The 23,804-nt window shown below is 62.1% G+C and carries 15 protein-coding genes; 6 read left to right on the top strand and 9 right to left on the bottom strand.

Annotation, left to right across the window (positions count from 1 at the left end; all coding sequences use genetic code 11):
- Window positions 1-233 precede the first annotated feature (233 nt).
- From Pla108_RS01895 to Pla108_RS01915, 5 genes are all read right to left on the bottom strand, one after another.
- Window positions 234-623: a response regulator gene (locus Pla108_RS01895; protein WP_146442175.1), complete on the bottom strand. Its 390-nt coding sequence runs from the start codon at window positions 621-623 to the stop codon at window positions 234-236.
- A 49-nt stretch (window positions 624-672) separates the two neighbouring features.
- Window positions 673-4,011: a PAS domain S-box protein gene (locus Pla108_RS01900; protein WP_197526149.1), complete on the bottom strand. Its 3,339-nt coding sequence runs from the start codon at window positions 4,009-4,011 to the stop codon at window positions 673-675.
- A gap of 650 nt (window positions 4,012-4,661) precedes the next feature.
- On the bottom strand, window positions 4,662-5,006 hold the full coding sequence (locus Pla108_RS21725; protein WP_449240196.1) for an SPW repeat domain-containing protein: 345 nt from the start codon (window positions 5,004-5,006) through the stop codon (window positions 4,662-4,664).
- The gene (locus Pla108_RS01910; RefSeq protein ID WP_146442183.1) at window positions 5,003-5,635 is read right to left on the bottom strand and encodes a vitamin K epoxide reductase family protein; all 633 of its coding nucleotides are present in this window, start codon (window positions 5,633-5,635) and stop codon (window positions 5,003-5,005) included. Before Pla108_RS01910 ends, Pla108_RS21725 begins: the two co-directional genes overlap by 4 nt.
- Window positions 5,635-6,702, bottom strand: coding sequence for an NAD-dependent epimerase/dehydratase family protein (locus Pla108_RS01915; protein WP_231934249.1), 1,068 nt, complete (start codon window positions 6,700-6,702; stop codon window positions 5,635-5,637). Before Pla108_RS01915 ends, Pla108_RS01910 begins: the two co-directional genes overlap by 1 nt.
- 696 nt (window positions 6,703-7,398) lie before the next feature.
- On the opposite strand from Pla108_RS01915, the gene Pla108_RS01920 reads away from it, so the two are divergent.
- From Pla108_RS01920 to Pla108_RS01945, 6 genes are read left to right on the top strand one after another with little or no spacing between them, the layout of a single operon-like run.
- Window positions 7,399-8,496 carry a sodium:calcium antiporter gene (locus Pla108_RS01920; protein WP_146442188.1) on the top strand — a complete coding sequence of 366 codons (1,098 nt, stop codon included), beginning with the start codon at window positions 7,399-7,401 and terminating at the stop codon, window positions 8,494-8,496.
- A gap of 2 nt (window positions 8,497-8,498) precedes the next feature.
- Complete coding sequence (gene coxB, locus Pla108_RS01925; RefSeq protein ID WP_146442192.1) at window positions 8,499-9,551, top strand: cytochrome c oxidase subunit II; 1,053 nt, start codon at window positions 8,499-8,501, stop codon at window positions 9,549-9,551.
- Complete coding sequence (gene ctaD / locus Pla108_RS01930) at window positions 9,548-12,073, top strand: cytochrome c oxidase subunit I (protein WP_146442195.1); 2,526 nt, start codon at window positions 9,548-9,550, stop codon at window positions 12,071-12,073. Before coxB ends, ctaD begins: the two co-directional genes overlap by 4 nt.
- 2 nt (window positions 12,074-12,075) lie before the next feature.
- The gene (locus Pla108_RS01935; RefSeq protein WP_231934250.1) at window positions 12,076-12,477 is read left to right on the top strand and encodes a transmembrane prediction; all 402 of its coding nucleotides are present in this window, start codon (window positions 12,076-12,078) and stop codon (window positions 12,475-12,477) included.
- Window positions 12,477-13,109, top strand: a complete 633-nt coding sequence (locus tag Pla108_RS01940) for a cytochrome c oxidase assembly protein (protein WP_146442198.1) — start codon at window positions 12,477-12,479, stop codon at window positions 13,107-13,109. Before Pla108_RS01935 ends, Pla108_RS01940 begins: the two co-directional genes overlap by 1 nt.
- Window positions 13,106-14,221 carry a c-type cytochrome gene (locus tag Pla108_RS01945; RefSeq protein ID WP_197526150.1) on the top strand — a complete coding sequence of 372 codons (1,116 nt, stop codon included), beginning with the start codon at window positions 13,106-13,108 and terminating at the stop codon, window positions 14,219-14,221. Before Pla108_RS01940 ends, Pla108_RS01945 begins: the two co-directional genes overlap by 4 nt.
- 259 nt (window positions 14,222-14,480) lie before the next feature.
- On the opposite strand, the gene Pla108_RS01950 is transcribed toward Pla108_RS01945, so the two are convergent.
- From Pla108_RS01950 to Pla108_RS01965, 4 genes are all read right to left on the bottom strand, one after another.
- Complete coding sequence (locus Pla108_RS01950; RefSeq protein ID WP_197526151.1) at window positions 14,481-19,721, bottom strand: beta strand repeat-containing protein; 5,241 nt, start codon at window positions 19,719-19,721, stop codon at window positions 14,481-14,483.
- Window positions 19,722-19,932: 211 nt separating this feature from the next.
- Complete coding sequence (locus tag Pla108_RS01955; protein WP_146442207.1) at window positions 19,933-20,463, bottom strand: hypothetical protein; 531 nt, start codon at window positions 20,461-20,463, stop codon at window positions 19,933-19,935.
- A 1,033-nt stretch (window positions 20,464-21,496) separates the two neighbouring features.
- Window positions 21,497-21,964 carry a transposase gene (locus Pla108_RS21430; RefSeq protein WP_197526152.1) on the bottom strand — a complete coding sequence of 156 codons (468 nt, stop codon included), beginning with the start codon at window positions 21,962-21,964 and terminating at the stop codon, window positions 21,497-21,499.
- A gap of 417 nt (window positions 21,965-22,381) precedes the next feature.
- The gene (locus tag Pla108_RS01965; protein WP_146442213.1) at window positions 22,382-23,317 is read right to left on the bottom strand and encodes a hypothetical protein; all 936 of its coding nucleotides are present in this window, start codon (window positions 23,315-23,317) and stop codon (window positions 22,382-22,384) included.
- Window positions 23,318-23,804: the final 487 nt, after the last annotated feature.

The following is a 23,804-nucleotide window of genomic DNA, read 5'->3' on the forward strand; positions in this document are numbered from 1 at the left end:
TCGCCAAGTAGCGCTCGAGGCCCGCCCTTGGGACTGCGATCGCCTCACACACGAAAGCCGACGCCCCCCAGACTAAACCCTCTTGTGCCGCCATTCGTTGCGTGCGGCTCCCGGTTACGGTCAGGCGTGGCGGCCCGCTAGAAGCGGCCCCCCCTCCGCAAAAATGCGCGACGCTTACGTCACGGCCTGGACCGTGGCGATTTCAGAGCGCGACGCCCTCGGTCGCTTCTGGGTCACTCCCTGGGGTTGTGTCCCGCGACTGCGATCGCAATAGCCTGTTCCAGGGACTGCACATCCACTGGCTTTCGCAGAGCCGTGACGACCGGCTCGCTCTCTAAACAGATCAACTCGAAGTCGGCATGCCCCGACAAGAGGATCACCGGTGGTCCCAACGCGGCGACTTCTTCCGCTGCCGCTAGACCATCGAGTAGGGGCATGTCGAGGTCGGTGATGACGAGGTCGACTCGGTGGTCCTTCAGCCCTTCGAGGAGGTCGGTCCCATCCTCCGCCATGAAACAGACCTCGTGGCCGAGCTTCCGCAGGATGCGTCCGAGGACGTCACGCATGGCAGGGTCGTCATCGGCGAGTGCAATCCTAAGTGATGCGACCTGGCTTTCTTCCATTTTCAATTCGCTGAGTTCAATGAGTTTCGGAGACAGACAAGGACGCCGCTCAAGCTATCTCTGACGTAATGCCTTCCCTACGCAACTCAAGAATCGCTTGGACAAGTTCTCTTGCTTCGATCGGCTTGGCCAGGTGGGCGTCGTACCCCATTTGCAAGGCACGGTCGCGATCCTCCGAGCGAGCGAAGGCCGTCAGGGCGATCGCTGGGGTCTTGCCGCCGCTGGCGGGCGGCAGATCCCTAACCAGCTTGATGAACTGGTAACCATCGACGTCCGGCATGCCGATGTCGCTGACGATGACGCTAAATTGATTCTCTCCGAGGCTCATCAGAGCTTGCGTCGCATCGCTTACCGCGGTGACCGTGGCGCCGCTGTTCGTTAACACCCGCTGCAGAGTCCGCCGCGTATCGGAGTCGTCCTCGACCAGTAGCACTTGCACACCGGCAAGACTCTTCGCGTGGTCACGGTCGCGGTTTTGCAAATGACTTTCGGATGCGGCGCGCGGTGTCGAGTCGGGCGTTTGAACGATTGGCAACGTCACCGTAAACTCAGACCCGCGATCGGCGCCTTCGCTAACGACACTTACGGCGCCTCCGTGCAATTCGACGAGGCTCTTGACGATCGAGAGGCCAATGCCAAGTCCCCCATAGCGGCGGGTGGCCGTTGCGTCGGCCTGACGGAAGCGATCAAAGGCAAACGCCGCAAACTCTTTCGGCACGCCGATGCCCGTGTCGGAGACCGCGATCCGGACGTGAGAGTCCACGCGATCGACCGACGCCCTTACCTCGCCTCCCTCCGGCGTGAACTTGATCGCATTCGATAACAAGTTCCAGATGACTTGCTGTAGGCGGGTGGAATCGCCGGCGATCGTCAACCCCGGTGGCCCCGTGTCCGCCGTGAACCGGAGTTGCTTGGCGCGTGCGGAATGAATCACGCTCTGTACAGCGCTGTCGACAATGTCAGCTACCGCGACATTTTTAATCTCTAACTGCACCTTGCCGGAAACGATCCGGCTCATGTCGAGCAAGTCCTCGACCAATTGCGTTTGCGCCTTGGCGCTTCTCTCGATGGTCTCGAGCCCGTCTCGAATCTCGTCGCGTTCGGATGTTTCTGCGTCTAGCAGATAGGTCCATCCGAGGATTGCACTGAGAGGTGTCCGCAACTCGTGAGAAAGCGTCGCGAGAAACTCGTCCTTGAGCAGGTTCATTCTCTCGGCTTCGGTGCGAGCGCTCCGCTCCGCTTCCAGCAGTTCGAGCCGCTCCTTTGCGGCTCGCTGCAACCCCTCGTACAAGCGGGCGTTGTCGATGGCGATGGCGGCTTGCGACGCGACTCCCTGGATGAGCTTCTCGTCCTGCTCGGTGAACACGTCGGTATCGGGATGTCCGAAGAACAAACCGCCGATCACCTCTCCGCTCGGAGAGGTCACCGGCGCGGCGAGGTAGCTCCTCACCGGCAGATGGCCTTTCGGCATCCCGAAGTGGGGCGCCATCTTCCCGTAGCGTGCGTCCGCAAGAATATCGCCCGATCGGATGGGCCCTTCGCCATTGAACGTCGGCGCAAAGACGGGCGTTTTGCGCGGATTGCCAAACTTCTCGAAGGCCTCGCGAGGCGCGCCCGAGAGGCTGTAGAGCAGGTAACTCTCACCGTCCTCGCCAACAGTGCTGTAGAAGAAGGCGCCAAACTTCGCGCGGCTAAGCTTTGTCGCGATGTCCGTGACCTCCTGGATGAGCCCATCAAGGTCCAGCCTCGATCCCACCACCGCGGCGGTCTCAGAGAGGAGCTCCAGCGTCTGCGCCTGCTCTCGCAACTCGAACTCGACCCGCTTGGTTCGGTCGATGTCGGTGTAGGTCCCGAACCATCGCTGAACCCGCCCTTCGTCGTCGACCAGAGGCCGCGCGCGGCAGAGAAACCATCGATAGGATCCGTTCCGTGCCCGGAGGGAAGACTCCATCTCGAAGGACTTGCCAGAAGCGATCGCCTGCCGCCACTTCTCCATGAATGGCCCGAGGGTTTCGGGACTGTGGATCGACTGCCACTCCCAACCCTCCATTTCGTCGTAGGTAGCGCCTGCAAACTCAAACCACCCTTGATTGAACCAGAAAACTCGCCCGTCGGGATGGGCCGCCCACGCCAATTGTGGGATGGCGTCCGTGAGCGATTGCAGCTCCTCTTCGCTTCGTCGTAGGGCGCTCTCGGTCTGCCTGCGTGCGGAGACGTCCCGCGCGATCTTAGAGGCGCCGACAATCGCGCCGGCGGTGTTGCGAATTGGCGAAACGGTGAGCGAAATATGTCGCGGAAGGCTGTCCCGTCCCACTCTCACGGTGTCGAAGGCGTCGATCTGCTCGCCCGCGTGCATCTTCTCCAGAATCATCGCCGCCTCGTCAACTCGATCGGGCGGAACGATGAGCAGAATGGATTGGCCGACCGCCTCCTTTGCCGAGTACCCAAACAGCCGCTCGGCCGCGGCGTTCCAACTGATAATCGTTCCGTCGATCGATTGGCTGAATACCGCGTCGTCCGTCGTCTCGACAATCGACGCGAGCCTTGACTGCGCCAGCCGCGCTTCGGTGGCGTACTCACCGATATTCTTAGATGTCCACCACAGCAAGCCGACAAAGAACGCGACTTCGACAAGCGTAAAGAAGGCTGTGCCGAACGCACCGTCCATCAGCCCCGTTCTCTCGGCCCAGATACGCAGCCACGCCAGCGAGAAGGGGATGACGATTACCGGAACAAGTAGCCGTCGGAGAACGCTCCCCCCCACGCCCCGGCGTCGAAGCGATGCGAAGGGACCGGACTCGGCCGCCGCGGCCGCCGTGCCGACTGCGAGCGCGGCCAGAATTGTGCTCGACTGCCAAGCTATCGCCGTAAATTTGGCGACACCGAATAACTGATTGGCCCCGAACCAGTAACCTGTCAAGGACAGCGAAGTGATCGCCATCGGTCCGATTGCTAGCAGGCTGGTGACGCGCCGGCTACGGGCGTCGAGCGTCGCCAGATAGAGCGCCACTCCGAGAATCAGGAACGATGTGCAGGCTGGGAGCCCCATCCGCATCGAAGCGGTCGTGGCGAACTGTCCCCAGTCGCGATCGAGGACGAGCGTATCGATTCCCAGGCTCCAGCCCGTGAGGTGTTCGAGGACCGTTAATCCGCCGATCGTCGCGACAGCGGTCGCAGCGATCCGCGCTGCCATCACTCGCCAGGTCGGCGTAGCCTTCCGCCCCAAGAGGAGCGAAGCACCGGCGAGCACGGAGCAGACCGCCGTGTTGACGAGCATCGAAATGCCGTCGTTGCGCCAGTCGGTCAGCGCTTTGACATTCAACCACCAGCCGAGGAGCGTGAGGACTCCCCCGCCGATCGCGTACAGCCCGGCGCCGTAAACGATCAAGGCAATCGTTCTATGGAGGGGTGAGCCGCTTCGCGAGGAGGAGGCTCCCGATGGGTTGGGTCGAGGGCTCATTCGGTATCGCGAAGAGTAAGGCTGGCGAAGGGATGTTACGGCGCCCCTTCAATCAATTGCTTCCGGACTACTTCCACAAGCCATGCCGTCAGCCGGAGCAGGTAATCTTAGGCGCCTGCCGTCCTGCCATACAACTCGCGGACGTCGTTGCCCTTGCCTTGCTCGCTTTGTGGAACTGACCCTGGCTAACCAGAAGCCAACGTGGCGTGAAAGCGTTCAGTCGCAACGACGTCCCCGCTCCCCTGGACGTGCGCCACGTGCCGAGTCGTCTCGCGTCGCGAGGACACGACAGTTAAGACCTTCCCCCCCCGATCACGGCTCGGGCCGTGCACTCAAATGAAGGGGGCGGGTCACTTATGTTGGTGCGAACGCGAACTCGTTGACTGTCAGACGACACTACAGCGGCGCCGGTAGCCATCAGGCTCGCCGAGCCGTCGCACCCCCGTCCTGCGGAGAGGCCGAAGACGTTCTCGACCCGGCCAATACGACGATCCTGCTCGTCCGCTTGCCTCTTCGGCGGGACGCGGATTCGCATTGGCTTCCCCCGAGGGAGGAACCTGTTCGCTACCCTGCTGGCTTCAGGTCGGAAGCTGACGCCATGCTCGCGGCGGTTGCGAGGCTTCGTTCGGGATCACCGCCATCATCAACAGGAACAACCCTACGACGATGTGATTCTGATGTGGGGGCGGGGGTGGCGTCACGGCGAACCTTCCCCAAACGACCAAGCCTGCGGCAAGAAGCAACACGAGCCAATGAGCGTGCCGCGTCGGACCCCAATACGACAATCCCGAAAAGACACAGATCGCCAAGGCGACTCCCAGATCGCCCCAGAGCTGCACCGGGTCCGATTGAACGCCGAAGACAAATGGACTGATCGACAACCAAACCGCTGTCATAATTTCAACGACTCGTCCCCACATCATGGCGCCTCGCGTGAAAGTAATTTTTCGCCGGCTGCGTCAAGACGATCATCCCGCAGTCCACAGAAGGCGTCCCACAGCAACCGCGTATTATGGTGCTCTTTCCAGACGATAAGGAGGTACGCCAGCGACACCCTCACTTCATCCCACGCCCAATAGATAAGAATCAACGAGATGGCGGCGGTGACAAGGCACAGGAAGCACCACGACCCGACGACGAAGGCTTGGAACACAACCAACACCAAGCTGACCATGCCCAAAGGAATCACATCAATGCCAAACAGAAGCACCAGCCACGGCCGGTACTGCCAACGTCTTGTTGAGCCAGCCAGCCCGAGTATGGCGTCGCCTAGATAAGCGAGCACGCCGAGGGCTGCGTCGTGAATGCCGAGGATGCCGTACATTCTTAGGGCGGTGTCCGACTTTAGCACCCGATTGCTGCCATCGTCAAAAAGGGGGTCGTACGCATTCTCAATGAACCCCCATTGATACAGCGACAGGTGGACCGATATGACAGCGGCGATAAACGCCAGCAGACAGATCGGGATGCGTTGACCCCAACCGGACGGGTTGTGCCTGTACGGCGGAACGTTCCGATTCAGTTCATCGACAGGGGCGGCCTTGTCAGACATCACTTTAGTCCATTCTTGCGATACCAATCGTCGGGGTCGGACTTCAGGAGGCCCGCTATCGTCGGCAGCGTGCCAGCTAGATTGTGCTTAGGCTCCCACCCCAGCAACTCTCGTGCGCGAGAGATATCCAACGCATAGTGGTCGTCGGCCATGTCCACCATGAACGGCTTGATGAACGCGTCGCCACCTTGTACGAAATCGGCTATCGTGGCGCCGACTTTCGCGACTCCGGGAGGCACATAGTAGGTCGTCCACTCATGGCCGTGCAGCTCTTCTCCAATCGATTTTTGCATCGACTGGTAGGACGGCGGATCTGGCTCGCCGATCAGGATGGCTGTCTTTGGTGCGATTGATTTGCGTCGTTCTACCGTTCGAATGATCGCGTCCACGGCGTCATCGAGATGAACAGCCGCTTGACCGGCTTCGGTGTCGCCGGGGAAAAAGTGACCCTCGAAATCCCCTTCGTAGATCCGTTTCACCTGCTGAACGATCGTTGGCTGGCGCCCGTAATCGGTGTAGATCCCTGCAATCCGTAGAAAGACCGACCGCACGTTGGGGTGACCATCCCGGATCAGTCGCTCGGTCTCGATCTTGCTTTGCGGGTAAGACCATTTCGCCTTCAGCGGGTCGGCTTCCGTAAGATGACTGCCGATTTCACAGGGAGCGTGGACAAGCATCGTGCTCGTGAAGAGGAACTGCTCCAGCTCGAATCCGTCCAACGCATTCAGCAAGCGGTCGGTGCCGTTGATCGTGACTTTCTGATAGAGACCACTGTCATCTCCCGAGAAGTCGTAGTACGCCGCCATATGCACGACGCTTGCAAGCTTGCCTCCGCTAGCGAGCCGCACCTTTTCAATCGCCGTCCGCACCGACACCGAATCGGTCACGTCGCACTCGATATCGTGCACATGCTCATCTTCCTTAGGCGGCTCGGGCAACCCCACACGATCAAATCCGAACACTTCGTAACCGACAGCGGCGAGGCTTCGACAGACAGGCCGACCCAGCAGACCGGAGCTGCCTGTTACGATCACGGCGGGTCGTGGATTCGGCATGCTGCTCTTCATTCCTACTTCCTACATCCGAGGCTCAGTAGGTGGGCGAGTGTCTTATGCGGTCTCAACGGCGCGGCAGACCGACTAGGGACGGCGCGACAGGTCATTCTTCCCGCGGGTCCGCACGTCCCGTCCCTCGCTCCGATGTGTCCTGCCTACTTTCCAGTCGATAGACGTCCATCGAGCACGCTTGCCGATGGTCGAACAACGAAGCGCAAGATCGACGGTTGCCATTAGTCGATAAGTCACCGACTAGCTCTTCCCGCTGTCGGGCCGTCTCGCCTTGTCGGAAGCCACTGCGACCAAGAGCAAACTACCGATGGTTGGCCCGTTCAGTAGTGGTTAGCGAACGCTGTGCCGTACGAAAGGGGACTACAGAGTCAGCAATGCAAAGTAGATCGACAGCCCCAATGGGTCGAAATCGATCACCTAGGTCGCTCAGCAGCGCACCCGGACGCATGGCTGCCAGCCTCAGCAGCAAGAATAAGTGCAGGTCAGAAGCAAAGCGCATCAAACCGTTGATGGTGTGTCTTGCGGCAGTTCGCTTCGGTCGTAGACGAAGGACCTACCGGAGCGGTTCCACAAATCCGTCCACGAATCTCGTGACGTTGGGTGGCGCGAATTGTGCAAACCGCGGGTTTAGCCGATCGACCACCCCTGAGACTCCACTGTCCTGCAAAGTGCTTACCCAGACCCCGCCCAGGCCCTATGCCATCGCTGGATTTCGGATCGATCCCTGTTTGGGGCAACCTCTTGATCCTGGCGATCGCGGGAATCGTCGTCTGGATAGCAGGATTGAAGCTCGCCCGCCTCGCTGAATCGATCGCTTTACGCACCGGTATGAGCCGCGTGCTGGCCGGCGCGATGCTGTTGGGCGTGGCGACCTCGTTGCCCGAGATCGCGACGACGGTGACGGCAGGCGCCTTGGGCAACGCGCCGCTGGCGGTGAACAACCTGTTCGGCGGCGTCGCCATGCAGTTGGCGGTGTTGGCTGTGATCGACTTCTGGAGTGTCCGCAACGGCCCGCTAACTTTCTTCTCCCCCGACCCGGTCCTGCTGCTCGCCGGTGTACTGCTGGTATTGCAGGTCGCGTTGGCGGTCATCGCCGTCTCGGCGGGTGACGTGGCGATCTATGCGCACATCGGCCTTTGGCCCGTACTGCTGGTAGTGATCTACGGCATGTCGCTGTATTACATCGAGAACTTTGCATCCCTTGAGACCTGGACAGCCGCGCGGTTGCCGGAGAAAGCCTTGCAAGCCGGGAGTCCCGGAGACGATCAAGATGAGGAAGAGAAAAGCGACGCCTCGCTGGCGTGGTTGATGTCTTTGTTCGCCTTCAACTGCGTCCTTGTCTTGATCGGCGGCGCCTCCCTCTCGACGTCGGCCGACGCGTTATCGGTGCAGACCGGCGTCGGCAGCGGATTCATCGGGGCGACGCTGGTCGCTGTCGCAACCTCGCTGCCGGAGATCAGCACAACGGCGGGGGCCATTCGGCTCGGCGCTTACACCATGGCGATCGCCAACATCTTCGGCACCAACACGCTGGAGATCGCGTTGCTCTTTCCGGCCGATCTTGCCTACCGGGATGGCCCGGTGATGAACGCCGTGGATAATTCGGCACTGCTGATGGCCGGCCTAAGCATCGTCATGACCGCCCTTTACTTATGGGGACTGCTAGAACGGCGAGATCGATCGATCCTGCGGATGGGGGTCGATTCATGGTGCGTGGTGTTGACCTATTTGGCGGGACTAGGCGTCTTGTACTTTCAGTCGGGAGCGGCCGGGCAAGCAGGAGCGGCCGGGTGATCATGCACGCCGTCAATCAGTCGCTCCAGCCGATTCTCGATCGACCGCGACGCGCCACGTTCAGCTGGAGTCGCCGATCGATCGCGCGGTGGGCCCTGCTGGCCGTGACGGTATGCACGGGATGTCAGGGGCCCCAGTCCGCGCTCTCACCGGCGGGCGAGGGCGCCGAGCAGATCGCCGCCCTGTTCTGGGCGATGGCGATCGGCGCCGGGATGATCTGGCTAGTTGTTATTGGATTGGCCGCCTACGCATTGCGGATCGTTCCGCAACCACACGACAAGCGATCGTCACGCCGGTGGGTGATCGGCGGCGGTGTGATCGTACCGACCCTGCTGCTAAGCATCCTGCTGATGTTCGGCCTGGCGATCTTGCCGGCGCTGGTGCGGCCCGCGCCGGAGGGGAGCCTGCACGTCGAAGTCGTGGGCGTCCGCTGGTGGTGGCGATTCATTTATCCCAGCCCCGATGGCGGTTCGTTCGAGTTGGCGAACGAAGTACGATTGCCGGTTGGCGAGCCGGTACAGTTCGACTTACGGAGCGCGGATGTGATCCACGGTTTCTGGATCCCTTCGCTGGGCGGAAAGGTCGACATGATCCCCGGGCGGCAGACCCGACTGACGCTCTGGCCCACGGCCGTCGGGACCTACCGGGGAGTCTGTGCCGAGTACTGCGGCGCGTCGCATGCGAAGATGGCGTTCGATGTTGTGGTGATGCCGCGAGAGGAGTTCGACGCCTGGTTGCGACAACAAGCCCAAGACGCCATCGACCCGTCAGAACCGGACGCGCGCCGCGGGAGCGAGGTTTTCCTCAAGAGCGGCTGCGGCGGCTGCCATGCGGTGCGGGGCACCGCCGCCGACGGCTCGATCGGCCCGGACCTCACGCACTTCGGCAGCCGTCACAGCCTCGCCGCGGGGAGCCTCGAGAATTCGCCCGACAACCTCCGCCGCTGGATCACCGAACCGCAAAGCATCAAGCCGATGGCGGTGATGCCCGGCTACCACACGCTGTCGGACGCTGATTTAGCGAGTCTGATCGCCTACCTGCAAGGATTGGAGTGAACCGCCCCGCCGACAACGACGCCCCCGAAGGCGCACCGAAGAACGTCCAAGAGCAGCGACTCTTGGAAACGTGGCGTACGCCGCGCGGCTGGCGCTATTGGTCGGCGGTGAATAACACCGAGGTCGGCCTTTGGTACACGGTCACATCGGGCTGCTTCTTTCTGTTCGCGGGGGTGCTCGCCCTATTGATGCGGGTGCAACTCGCGACGCCGGGCGCCGAGTTCTTGTCGGCGGACCGGTACAATCAGATCTTCACCATGCACGGCTCGGTGATGATGTTCTTGTTCGCCGTGCCGATCTTCGAAGCGATCTCGATCCTTCTGCTGCCGCAGATGATGGGCGCGCGTGACCTGCCCTTCCCGCGGCTGTCGGCCTACGGCTATTACAGCTTCCTGATCGGTGGGGTGTTCGTCTGCGGTTCGCTGCTCTTCGACGCCGCTCCCAAAGGTGGCTGGTTCATGTACCCGCCGATGACCACCGACTATCAGCCGGGGATTGGCGCCGACATCTGGCTGCTTGGGTTGTCGTTCATTGAGATCGCTTCGATCGCCGCGGCCGTGGAGCTCATCGTCGGCGTGCTCAAGTGCCGCCCGCCGGGGATGCGGATCAATCTGATCCCGCTGTACGGATGGTACATCCTGGTGGTGGCCGGGATGATTCTGTTCGCGTTCCCGCCGCTAATCGCCGGCGACATTCTGCTGGAGATGGAACGCGCCTTCGACTGGCCTTTCTTCGACCCCAGCCGGGGCGGCGATCCCCTGCTGTGGCAGCACTTGTTCTGGATCTTTGGCCACCCGGAGGTCTACATCGTGTTCCTGCCATCCGTCGCTTTAATGGCGATGATCGTACCTACGTTCGCCCGGACGCCGATCGTGGGCTACGGCTGGGTGGTGCTCGCGGCGGTCGGCACCGGCTTCTTGAGCTTTGGCCTGTGGGTGCACCACATGTTCACCACGGGGCTCCCCGCGGTGACGCTGGGCGTTTTTTCCGCGGCTTCGCAGGCGGTGGCGATCCCTACCGGTATCCAACTGTTTTGCTTCCTCGCCACTCTGTTGGCGGGCAGAGTGGTCGGCTCGGTTCCGCTGCTCTTCATTTTCGCCAGCCTCGCGACGTTCGTCTTTGGTGGGCTAACAGGGGTGATGGTCGCGGTCGCTCCCTTCGACCTCCAGGCTCACGACACCTACTTCGTGGTTGGACATCTGCACTACGTGTTGGTAGGCGGGACGATCTTCCCCCTGATCGGAGGCACGTACTACTACTACCCCTTGGTCACCGCGAAGCAACTCTCAGCGCGCTTGGGAAAGATCGCGTTCTGGCTGCTACTGGTTGGGTTCAACATCACGTTTCTACCGATGCACTGGACCGGTCTGCTGGGGATGCCCCGACGGGTCTATACCTATCCGGCAGGAATGGGCTTCGAAACACTGAACCTGATCTCAACGGTCGGCGCCTTCGTGCTGGCCTCGGGCTTTCTGGTGGTGCTGTGGGACATCGTCCGACCGAAGGGCAAAGAGCCCTACGCCCCCCGCAACCCGTGGGACGCCGGGACGCTCGAGTGGCTGGCCGAGATGCCCCTTAAACCGTGGGGCATCCGCTCGGTCCCGATCATCAAGAGCCGCGACCCCCTGTGGGATCAAAAGGACTTGGTCCATGACATCGACGAGGGGCGGTTCTACCTGCCCGACGCCGAGGAGGGGCTTCGCGAGACGCTTGTCACGTCGGTGATCGACGCCCGGCCGGAACAGTGCCTGCGCGTGCCGGGGCCGACGTTCTTGCCCATGATTAGCGCGGCGTTCACCGGCGGCGTCTTCATCTTCGGCACCTACCACTGGTGGACGCCCGCGTTGCTCAGCGGCGCTGGCGCGGTGGCGACGATCCTCATCTGGCTGTGGACCGGCACAGCGCGGGTCCCTGAAAAGGAAGCGAAGAACGTCGGGCTTGGCCTAGAGCTCCCGATTTATATTTCGGGGCCGTCGTCCGTGGGTTGGTGGGCCATGTTCATCACCATGCTCGGCGACGCCACGGCGTTCATCTCGCTCGTGTTCGGCTACTTCTTCTACTGGACGATCCACGACGACTTCCCGCCCGAAACGTCGGCGGGTCCCGGCGTCGTGTGGCCCGTGGTTGGGGGTGTGCTGATGTTGCTGGCCTACGGGATGACGATCGCCGCGTGGCGCCTTAACCGGGCCGATCGAAGCGGCGCCTTCTACTTCACGCTGGCAACCGCCGCATTGCTGACCGTGGGAGGCGCCGCGGCGCTCTTCGCGGCGCCGTGGAGCACCGGCCTCGACCCCACGAGGCACTCCTACGACGCCATCGTGTGGCTACTCGTCGGGTGGACCGTCCTGCACGCCATGGTGGGCGTGTTGATGCAACTCTACTGCCTAGCCCGCCGCAGCGCAGGCCATATGACCGCGCGACACGACGCCGACATCACCAATGTCACGCTGTACTGGCACTTCCTCGCGCTCACCGTGGCGCTGACGGTCGGCGTTATCGCCGGCTTCCCTTTGCTCTCCTAACGATGGACGCGACCCCGCCTAACGCCGTACCCAACGCTAAAGAAAGCGACGAATCGCTGCTGGCGATCTTCGTCTCGCCGGCGGTCTGGGCCGCGCATTTCATGGCCTGTTACATCACGGCCGCGGTTTGGTGTGAGAAGTTTTCCGGCGACTCACTTTCGCTAGCGCCCGTGCGTGTGGCCTTTGGCGTCTACACCCTCCTGGCCGTCGCTCTCATCGGGGTGAACGGGTGGTTCGGATACCGCCGCATCCGCCGCACGCCCGGGGACCACGCCTATGGCGCCGACAGGGCCGAAGACCGCCACCGCTTCCTGGGGTACGTGACCACATTACTCGCAGGCCTCAGCCTCGTCGCGACGCTGTTCGTCGCAGCGGTCGCCCTCTTCGTGGAGACGTGTCACTAATGCGAAGAGCACTACTCATCGCCGGAATCGCTGCGCTTGCCGCCGCTTGGTCGGGGCCGCTTCGCGAACTCGCCCACTATCCCTTCTCCGGGCACATGGTGATGCACATGCTCGTGGTGGCCGTCGCCGCGCCATTGCTGGCTTTCGCGGCGGCGGGAAGCGGTTTCGACCCGACCCAGCGAGCGCCCGGTTTCTTCGCGCCGATCCCCGCATCGGTCGGCGAGCTCGTGCTGGTCTGGGCGTGGCACGCCCCCGCGCCGCATCACCTCGCCCGAGAAACCACCTGGGGGCTGGTCGCCGAGCAAGGTTCATTCCTGCTGGCCGGCCTGTGGGTGTGGCTCGCTGCTTTCGGCGGAGACCCCCGCCACGACCACGGCCGGCGCGCCGCAGGCGTAATCGGCCTCTTGCTCACGTCCATGCACATGACGCTGCTCGGCGCCCTGCTGGCTCTGGCGCCGCGCGCGGTCTACGCGCACCACACGGGCCACGGGCAGATCGACGCCCTCGCCGATCAGCACCTCGGGGGCGTGGTCATGATCGTCGTCGGCGGAGTCGCCTACTTGAGCGGCGGCTTGTGGCTCACATGGGAATTGCTTCGCAGCCGACACGACGTAACCGAGGCGGCGCCATGAAACTTCGACTCAAACAACGCGCGACGACCCTCGCCATCTTCTTCGCTTTGATGGCGGTGCTCGGTTCGATGGTCGTGGTGTCCGGCGTCGCCCCGATCCGGGCTAGCTCGGGCCATTGGGCCATCACGAAGTGGTTTCTAGCGTTCTCAAAGAACCGTTCGGTCGCCACGCACAGCCTCGGCATCAAGGCGCCCGAACTCGATGACCTAGGGCGTGTGCGTCGTGGCGCGGGCCACTACGAGACCGCGTGCGCTAACTGCCACGGCAGCCCGTTGCGTGCGCGATCGCCCGTCGCGCTCGCGATGACGCCGACGCCGCCGTTGCTTCCTCCGCTCGTCGAGCGCCGTAAGCCCCGCGAACTTTACTATGTGGTCCAGCACGGCATCCTCTTCGCCGGCATGCCCGCCTGGCCCACCCAGAAGCGACCCGAGGAGGTGTGGGATGTCGTTGCGTTCCTCGTCCGCTTGCCGCAGATCGACCGCGATGAGTACCTCCGCTTGATTTCTCCGGAGACCCGACCAGCGCCGCTTCCCACCGCCGACGGAGTCGCCACGGCGCCACTCGCTACTTGTACGCGTTGCCACGGCGCCGACGGAGGTGGCGGACCCGGCGGGGCGTTCCCTCGGTTAGTGGGGCAACCCTCCGAGTACTTGCTTGATTCCTTGGAGGCCTACGCCGCCGGCGAGCGCCACAGCGGCGTTATGCAAACCGTCGCGGCGGTGCTCACCGACGAGGAACGCCGGGTCTTGGCGAACCACTTTGGCAAGATGATGGCGCCGGGCACCGACCCCACGGCGTCTCCAGAAGACAGCGAAGCGATCGCTCGCGGGCGGAAGATCGCCGAGCACGGCCTACCCGACGCGAATGTGCCGTCGTGCATCGACTGCCACGGACCGGGTGAACAGCCGATCTCAGAGAATTATCCACGACTGGCGGGCCAGCCGACTTGGTATCTCGAGCGGCAACTCCGTCTCTTCCACGCGGGCCATCGGGGCGGCGGCGCGAACGCTCATCTGATGGACACGGTCGCCGCCAACCTGCAAGAAACATCGTACCGCGACGTGGCGATGTACTATTCGTCGTTGGGTAATGCGTCGCAAGAAGACGATTGAAGAGACGGATTTCAACGGACGTTTGACGTGCATCGAACTCCTTTGCGAACTGCGCAGTAATTCAATGACCGCCGGTTCTCCGTCTTCTATCCGAAATCTTTCCTCCGACGGGAGGCGTCGCAGCAACTCTTCGAGAGCTGCCCCGTCTGAGCGCGAGCGTTGAAGGCCACAGCTTCCCCAAGCGGACACGCGTCACGGAAGTTGACGGCTAGCCGTGAGAGGCAAGCTATTGACGTCGGTAGTGTTGACGCCCCAGAGATTAGGACCCGCGGACGCTACCCAAGTTCCCGACGGCGACTCGGCGGCGGAGCGTCGCGGCGAGGGTGGCGAGCAGCATCAAGGCGGCGCCTGCCGGTTCGGGCACGGACTGAGTCGTCGTTGAGGCGTTGGGCGCCGGTGTTGTGGCGCCGTAGTTGGTCGCCCAGAGGTCGTAGCCGGTTGGGCTGCTATCGGGCGAGTTGCCGTCACGCCACACGGTGTAGTCGGCCGCGTTGACGACGCCGTCGCCGTTGTAGTCACCGGCGAGGCCGGGGTTGGCGCCGACAACCAACAGGTCGACTCGGTCGGCGTAGTAATCGACCTGCCATTCGAGGCCCGCCGTTAGCGAGGCGCCCGAGAAGTCGATCGTATCGAACGCGCCGTTGATGGCGCCGCCCCCGAGGATGTTGAAGAGGTCGTTTGCCGAGGGGGCAAAGCTGTCCAAGAAGACCTCCAGCGTGCCGCCGAGATTGACCTGGCCCTCGGCGTTGACGTTGTCGTACTGGCCCGGGTTCAACCCTCCGAGTTGGATCGCCAGCGTAGCGGCAGTCGCTTGCGTCAAGTTACCGGTGACTTGGAGGAGGTCGGTCGTCCGCAAGACGCCCCCCTGGTTGTACAAGTCACCCACAACGCCGACGGTTGCCAGCACGCCGCTGAGCATGTCGAAGGCGCCTTCGGTGAGGTCGAGCGTGGTCGTCTCAAGGATTCCGCCGTCGAGCATCACGGCGCCACCTGAATGAAGCAGGGTGGTTCCGAGAACGGAAACCAAACCGTTGTCGAGAATGCCGAGTGTTCCGGTTCCCCCGGCGGCGAAGAGGGAGCCCCCTATCGAAAGATCACCCGTGCTATTCCACTGCGAGCCGGAACCGGAAACCGTCACGTTGCCTGTCGAACCGGTGGAAAAAGCAACTAAGCCTAACGAGTTTGAGACCACTCCCCCCGATTCGATGTTCAGCGTGCCGGCGCCCCCTCTTCCCACAAGCAGGGGGCTCGAGTTGTTCCACTCCGAGCCGGCCCCGGCGACGGTCGCCTCGCCCGTTGAACCCGCGTGGTAGCCGATCGTGCCCTCGGTGCTGCTGACCACGCCACCCGTCTCAACCCTCAGTACGCCGTTGCCTTCCAGGCCGACACGAAGGTTGCCCGAGTTGTTCCACCGCGAGCCGGCCCCGGCGACGGTCGCCTCGGCAATTTCGGAAGCGATAAGGCCAATGGCTCCGTTGGCGTTCGAGACCACGCCGCCCGCTTCGACGTTTAGCGTGCCATTGCCGAAACGGCCAACATCCAGTCCACCCGAGTTGTGCCACTGTGAGCCGGCGCCGGTCACGGTCGCCTCGCCGGTGTGGCCAATGTTAAAACCAATGGTGGCGGTTCCCAAGTTCGTAATTATTGAGCCATGCCGGACCAACAGCTTGCCGTTGGCGCCCGCATCGCTGATGACCATTTCTGCCAGACCATTACCAGAGGCGCCTGTATCATCACCCAGCTGCACGCGGCCTTCGGAACTAACGTTCAGCGTTCCCACTCCGCCGTCGGTTGTCGAACTGCCCCCCAAGACCAGTCCGCCAGAATTGTTCCACTGTGAGCCGGATCCCGTCACGGTCGCTACGCCTGTCGAGCCAGAGTCATAGCCCATGTAGCCGCTGATGTTCGCAAAGACGCCGCCCGCTTCGACGTTGAGCGTGCCGTTGTTGGAATTGCCAACGGTCAGATCCCCCGAGAGCGTCGCCGTTGCCGTGTTGGCAATCACAAGCGACGGCATGGCCGTAGGATTGTTCGCATCGATCTCGAAGTCTGCCGTGCCTGGGTTGAAGGTTCCGCCCGTGCCGTTGACCGTTAGGATTCCGTCGTGGAAGTTGAAGGCGCCCAGTTCGCTGTTATCGAACGAGCCGGTGGTGAGCGAACCCCCGTCCAGCGTGACGGAACCGGTCGTCCAAAGTTTGGTGGTTCCGATAACAGAAACCAAACCATTGTCGAGGATATTGAGAGTTCCGGTTCCCCCGGCAGCGGAGGAGGAGCCGCCGACATAGAGATCGGCCGAGTTGTTCCACTGCGACCCGGCGCCCGTGACGGTCGCCTCGCTCGCTGAACTACCAACGTAGCCTATCTTGCCTTCGGTGTTGGTGACCACGCCACCCGCTTCAACATGCAGTTTACCACTGCCTCCCCCACCTACAGACAGGGTGTCGGAGTTATTCCACTGCGAGCCAGCGCCCGTCACCGTCGCCTCGCCCGTTGAACCGCCAAAGTAGCCTATGGTGCCTTTGGTGTTGGTTACCACGCCACCCGCCTCAACAAACAGCACGCCCCTGCCGAAGACGCCTAGACGCAGTTCGCTGGAGCTATTCCACTGCGAACCAGCTCGCGTCACGGTCGCCTCGCCCGTCGCGCCGGAAGTGTAACCCATGTAGCCCACGGTGTTGGTGACCACGCCACCCGCTTCAACATTTAGCGTCCCGTTGCCGGAATTACCGACATCTAGAAAGCTTGAGTTATTCCACTGCGAGCCAGCGCCCGTCACCGTCGCCTCGCCCGTCGCGCCGGAAGAACTGCCAACGCCGCCGTTGGTACTGGCAACGACTCCGCCCGCTTCGACGTTCAGCGTTCCGTTGCCGAATTGACCGACAGCAAGCGAACCTGAGTTGTTCCACTGCGATCCGGCGCCTGTCACGGTCGCCTCGCCCGTCGAGCCAGAATAACTGCCAACACTGCTGTCGGCACTGGCGACGACGCCGCCCGCTTCGACGTTGAGCGTGCCGTTGCCGTATCGACCGACACTCAGAAAGCTGGAGTTGTTCCACTGCGAGCCAGCGCCCGTCACGGTCGCTTCGCCCATCGCGCCGGAAGCAAAGCCGAGGTAGCCGCTGGTGTTGGTGACCACGCCGCCCGCCTCAACATTTAGCGTACCGTTGCCGTAGTTACCAACATGCAGGGCGTCGGAGTTATTCCACTGTGAGCCAGCGTCCCTCACCGTCGCCTCGCCCATCGCGCCGGAAGAACTGCCGACATTGCCGTTAGCACTGGCGACGACGCCACCCGCTTCGAGGTTCAGCGTTCCGTTGCCGGATTGACCGACAACAAAGGAATCTGTGTTGTTCCACTGTGAGCCAGCGCCCATCACGGTCACCTCGCCGGTGTGGCCGGCGGTAAACCCAATGGCGGCTACTCCCGAGTTCGTAATCTTTGAGCCATGCCGGACCAACAGGTTTCCGTTGGCGCCCGCATCGCTAATGATCATTTCTGCAAGACCGTTACCAGAGGCGCCTGTATCATCACCAAGCTGCACGCGGCCTTCGGAACTAACGTTCAGCGTTCCCACTCCGCCGTCGGTGGTCGCCCTGCCCCCCAAGACCAGTCCGCCAGAATTGATCCACTGTGAGCCGGCGCCTGTGACGGTCGCCTCGCCGGTGTGGCCGGCTGTAAACCCAATGGCGGCGACTCCCGAATTCGCAATCGTCGAGCCATGCCGGACCAACAGCTTTCCGTTGACGCCCGCATCACTGATGATCATTTCTGCCAGACTAAGCCCAAAGGCGCCTGCATCATCCCCTACCTGCACGCGGCCTTCGGAATTCACGTTCAGCGCGCCCACTCCGCCGTCCGTGGTCGCATCGCCCCCCAAAACCAGTTCGCCAGAGTTGTTCCACTGCGACCCAGCGCCCGTCACGGTCGCCTCGCCCGTTGAACCGCCAAAGTAGCCTATCGTGCCCTTGGTGCTAGTTACCACGCCACTCATCTCAACAAGCAGCACGCCGCTGCCGAAAACACCTAGACGCAGTTCGCTGGAGTTGTTCCACTGTGAGCCGGCGCCCGTCACGGTCACCTCGCCCGCCGAGTCGGAACCATAGCCAATGGAGCTGGCGGTATTGGCGACTACGCCGCCTGCTTCGACGTTTAGCGTGCCGTCGCCGGCTTCACCAACACTAAGATTGCTGGAGTTGTTCCACTGCGAGCCGATGCCGGTGACGGTTGCTGAGCCCATCGAACCATAAAAGTATCCGAGGCGGGCGCTGGTGTTGGCGACCACGCCACCCGCCTCGACGTTGAGCGTCCCGTTGAGGTAACGACCGACTACCAGCTCGCTGGAGTTATTCCACTGCGAGCCAGCGCCCGTCACGGTCGCTTCGCCCGTCGAGCCGATAAAAAGGCCGATGTAGCCGCCGGCACTTGAGACCACGCCGCCCGCCTCGACGTTCAGAGTCCCGTCGCCAATTCCCCCGACAAATAACTCGCTAGAGTTATTGAACTGCGAGCCAGCGCCCATCACGCTCACCTCGCCGGTGTGGCCGGCGGTATACCCAATGGCGGCGACTCCCGAATTCGTAATCGTTGAGCCATGCCGGACCAACAGCTTTCCGTTGGCGCCCGCATCACTGATGATCATTTCTGTCGGATTAAACTGATAGGTCCCGGTATCATCACCCACCTGCACGCGGCCTTCGGAATTCACGTTCAGCGTGCCCACTCCGCCGTCGGTGGTCGCACTGCCCCCCAAGACCAGTCCGCCAGAATTGTTCCACTGCGAGCCTGCGCCGGTGACGGTAACGGCCCCGGTCCCACTACTGGAAAATCCAATATGGCCTTCCGTGTTGGTAGCTCTGCCACCGTCGCTGATCACCAGCTCCCCCTCACCCGTATTGCCGACAGTCAGACTGCCAGCGTTAGCCAGAGTCGAACCGGCGCCCGTGACGGTCGCTTTGCTAATGCCTAGCGAACCAGCTACGAGATTAATCTCGTCGAGCGAGAGCGTCACGACATTGTCGGGACCGGTCAGATCGACGGCCCAAGCTTTTGTTCTTCCATCGAAGCTGTCGTTAAGCACATCAAGGCGTAGTGAGTAGTCGCCGGGGGGAAGTACGGCGGGCAGTGGTTGGGCTCCATTTCCGGTCGGTGTGGTGGCGTGACCAAGGATGGATTCATAATTCCCTGAGATGCCGGAGCCGTCGTCGGTGAAGGCGATCTGAGTGGGTGTGCTGTCGAGGAGCGTTAGGGTCGGGTCGAAACCAACCGCCGCGATCACGTCGCCAGCGTGGTTCGTGCCGCCCGAGTGGGACCAGGTGCGAAACTCCAGCGGGTCGGGGCTGGCAACATCGGCCGAGAGATTGAACGGGATATCGACCTGGTCGGCGCCGAGGTTCATCTCGCCTTCGAGCGAGAACCGCGATTGGGCCGTGGCGAACGACGCCAACAAGAGCAGGGCGCTCGCTCGCGCAAGGCGAGCGAGCAGCGGAGACGTTTTGCCCATCGAGGCGCCTGGGTAAGAAGCTTTCAGCGCCCGCACGATCGAGAGTCGATCCATTGAGACGAAGGTTGTCCCGGCCATATTAGTCAGTTGGCGCCCGATTACTGCTGCCCATCCAAAATGGTTGGCGACTGGTCTCGCCCGTGAGCCCTAACCCCTAAAAATGCCGGGGCTTTTGCCACCAAGGGCGAATCGTCCGGATTATCTGTTCGCCTCATCTCGGTCGATTACGAGGACAATCGCTTCGACCGCCCGACGCCCCGAGCGAGGTCAACAGCCGCCGTCCGGGGCCTTCCGCATCAAACAGGAAGGCCCAGGAACCAACCTCTCTAGGCAGCACCGGCAGCAAAGAGACGACGCGCCCCGAGCGAGGTAGCGCAGGAGGATGCTTGCGACTTGGGGCCGAGGAAGACGACCCGCTCGCGGCCGTGGTGCTGTGTCTTGTGCGATTCGGGCCGGTAGTGTCAAACGTCGCACGGCCGCATAAGGCAGACCTCGCCCGGCCGCATGTCGGTGAGGCGTTGTAAGCGGCAACGACCTCGACGACCGTCGGGCCGGTGTCGGCGCTAGGCGCCGGCTGGCGGCCGCGGGTGAGCCACTCGGCGACGAGGCGGTCGTACTCCCGACGGCTCGCGGCGGTGCGATGGGGGCCGAGGTAGTGATCCACTCCGGCGATCGTCACGACGGCTTGTCCCGAGGCCCGGTGCTTGCGGTACTTGGGGAGCGACTTAGTGAGGGCGGGCATAGCGCGGGTCTCCTGCTGAGGACGCAAAACGGTACGTACCGTTTTGGCTCCCGAGAAAACGCCGCACTGCCGACCGTCTGCAGGTATCGCAAGTCGCGATTCAGCAAGGACTTCTGAAAAAAGCGGGCGATGAGGATCGAACCGACGACATCCAGCTTGGGAAACAGCCCCGGCGTGCAAACCCGTGCGAAGGAACGGGAGTTAAAACAGGCTTAGAATAGAAGGGCAAACGTCGTATGGCTACGCCTTTCTTTTCACTACTTCCTATCGATTTGCGATCAAACGGGAGTAGTGACTACTCCCGTTCTGTCCCGACGGGTGGGGAAGGGACTTGGGCCTAGCCGCATCTCCCTTGGGTCGCGATCGCCGGCCGCTGGAAAGGACCCGTAGCGCCGCGGCGTAATTACTTACTTACCTTCGGCGAAGTCGTGGGCGCAAAAGTGTCGGGATTGCCGGCTTCGCCTACCCACGGGGGCGCCCCGCGGAGGACCCGAACGCCCCCCGGGGTCTCGGGGTCCTTCCTGCGATCCGCACGCGACCGTTCCCACCGCTGCCGTTTGGGTCTGACATACACTCCGTCCGGCCCCCCCGTGGCTTAGGTTCTCCTCGGAGGGGACTACCCGGGGTAGGCATAGCCCCGCATCGAGCCAACTTTGTGCGCGGGGCAGTGCAATTCTCAGGATGATGATGAACTAGCCGCTGGGGCTAACCTGCTAGCGTCCCGGCCCGACTTGGTTCGCGCGGCGCATCAATCCCGTGGGACAACAGCAAGCCGGGGGGGGCGGTCGGGTCCTTCCACGACGCCCCGCCCCCCTTCGGGTGATACCGGCATCGAACCTCTCGCCGCTGTGAGACTGGCGAGGGCTCTCTCTCTCGACGGGGACCAAAACCCCCTTAATGTGCCAAAAAACGCGTGGGGCTCCCGCTACGGTCTGCGCTTCGTCGCTCCAGAAACGACTACCCCCCCTCCCCATAACCTCGGCTAAAACGTGCGAGGCTCCGGTTACGGTCGGGAGCGGTGACGCCCCAAGGATCAGGCCCCCGGAGCGCTACCAAACCCCCAAACGGGCGATTCGGCGTTGGCGGCCAGTGTGCGTCGTACGAGGAAGTCGAAGCGTGGTCGAGCATCCCAACCTTGCTGAGGTCTGGTGCACCTCAGCGAGTTAGCCCGATTGCTGAGCCGCCGAAGGTGGTCCAACTTCGGCAACTTGGCCCGAGCTGCTGAGAACGATGAAGCCTCAGCAGGTTTGGCGTAGGTCAACCGACCGAGCGCCTCGTCGAGCGTGCCGTCGCTGGCCCACTTGTTGAAGTGGTGGTAGACCGACTGCCACGGCCCAAACTCCTCGTGCAGGTCCCGCCACGGGCAACCCGTGCGGAGCACGTAGAGGATGCCGTCCACCACGTCGCGGGGGTCTTTCCGCTTCCGGCCCACCGCCGCCGGCGGCGGGAAGACATCAGCGATCTGCTCCCACGCGTCATCGCTCAAACGATCTCGCACCATCGCTAAGCTCTCCATGGTCGAACCTATCCGTCTAACCTCAGCTTGCGATATCGCCGCACTTCACGGCAAGATCAGTTCTCAGACAGTGCCTAGTTTCCGCTTTCTGTGAAATCAGCTAGGTACTTTCTTCAAAAGCACGTTCAATATGACTCTGGCGAGTATCGCATCGCATCGTTCGCGCAGCCATTTTCCGCCGCCCCCACGGTTCAAACGGCCAAGCCGACGAAGCCCAAAACCGCCGTCGAATCCATCAATTTACGCGAATGGAACGCACTTCTACAGAAGTACGTCGATGACAGGGAGATGGTCAATTACACAAGCCTGGAAAGCGTCAACAGCCGACATCGCGGCCCTCGATCGGTAGCTGCAGCAGCTCGGCGGTGACGTGCCCCCAGCCCGCTGTCCTCTCCGAGTACCTTAGTGCGAGCGCCGGCGTCTCCCGAATCCCGGATAGAAGATCAGCGATCCGATGGCGCAGATGAGTGTCGAGGGTTCCGGAACCGAAGAGAACTCGATCGTGACATTTGAGAAATCGATGCCGTTGTTGGGATCGCCAGCCGTGCTCGACGATCCGAACTGATTCGAGTTTACATGGAAGGCGAGCATACCGACATCGATTGAATCGAATGTGTCGGTAATCGAGAAACTCGCTGCTCCCAACGTCCCCGCGATCTCGACCTCGGTCGCGCTGATCCGAGTCATCGACATCGATCCCGTGTACTCCGTGTTGGCGGCGAATGAATATACGTTATTATCCCCGTTACCCAGGCTCGAGAAAGAACCATTGCCCGTCGTCGACATCAAGCGACCGGTGGCCGAGTTGGTAATGTGCTTACGGATGTTGAGATCGTCGGTTCCGTCGTTGACGTCCATGTCCATCAAGTAGCCAGGCAGACCGGGGTCTCCGGGGCCGCCATTAACGACACTCCAACCGAAGAGGGCGTTGGGAGAGCCGGAGGACGCCGAAACATCCCCGTCGAGACCCGCCCTGCCGAGCGTATCGAAGAGTCCCACCCGGAAGGAACCCGAACCCGTCCCGACTGTTGCGGGCGCCGTAAACGTGTAGGTTGCTTTCACGCTGTCACCAAGATTGGACAGCGTTTGAGTTGGGAAGACGGTGTGGATCCCACGACCGGAACTGCCCGTCACCAAGCCCAACGAGCCTGCCGAGACTTCAATCCCGCTGCTGGAGCTTGACGTCCACCAGTTGGTGTCCAAGGCCCCGGTCTTAGTCAAGTCACCGTCAGCGAAGCTGTCATTGACGATAATCCCCGCGTTAAGCGTGGTGTTGAGCAGCAACACCACCGCGATCACGCTCCCAAAGATCGAAAGGCATTTGCAGCGACGGCACATTAGACAGGCTCCCAAGTAGAACGTCATAAGGAGAAAGAGAAGAGTCACGCCAGAGAAGAGTTCCGCGCCGGTAGGTTATTAAGGCTCGGATGCAATCTGCACACACTCCGATTATTTGGATTTCCACTCTGTTTTTTTGTCAGCGGGACCGGCCGGTCGTAGAAGATTTCGGCCTGAGAATGCGCGAATCACATCATGCATCACCCACCGATTCAGTGCAAAGACGCTCTGGTGGTGCTGCCGATCGTCTCGGGACGCCAATCGAGAATCGAAGAGCGGCCCGGGAATCTTGCCGCCTTTGCCGCCGGTTGGCTACCGTTGACAGCCGGTAGGGGAGGCGCAGAAGTGCTCTTCAACGACCATCCGCTAGTCGGCAATCTTATCTCTTCGCGGACGGCCTCTGCCGTCGACCCCACGATCGCTGTTAGCGACGACATTGACCTTCCCATCCATCGTGTCCTTGGTCGGTAAGCCGAGCCCTGCATAG

The sequence above is a fragment of the Botrimarina colliarenosi genome (genome assembly GCF_007859955.1).
GTDB classification, from domain to species: domain Bacteria; phylum Planctomycetota; class Planctomycetia; order Pirellulales; family Lacipirellulaceae; genus Botrimarina; species Botrimarina colliarenosi.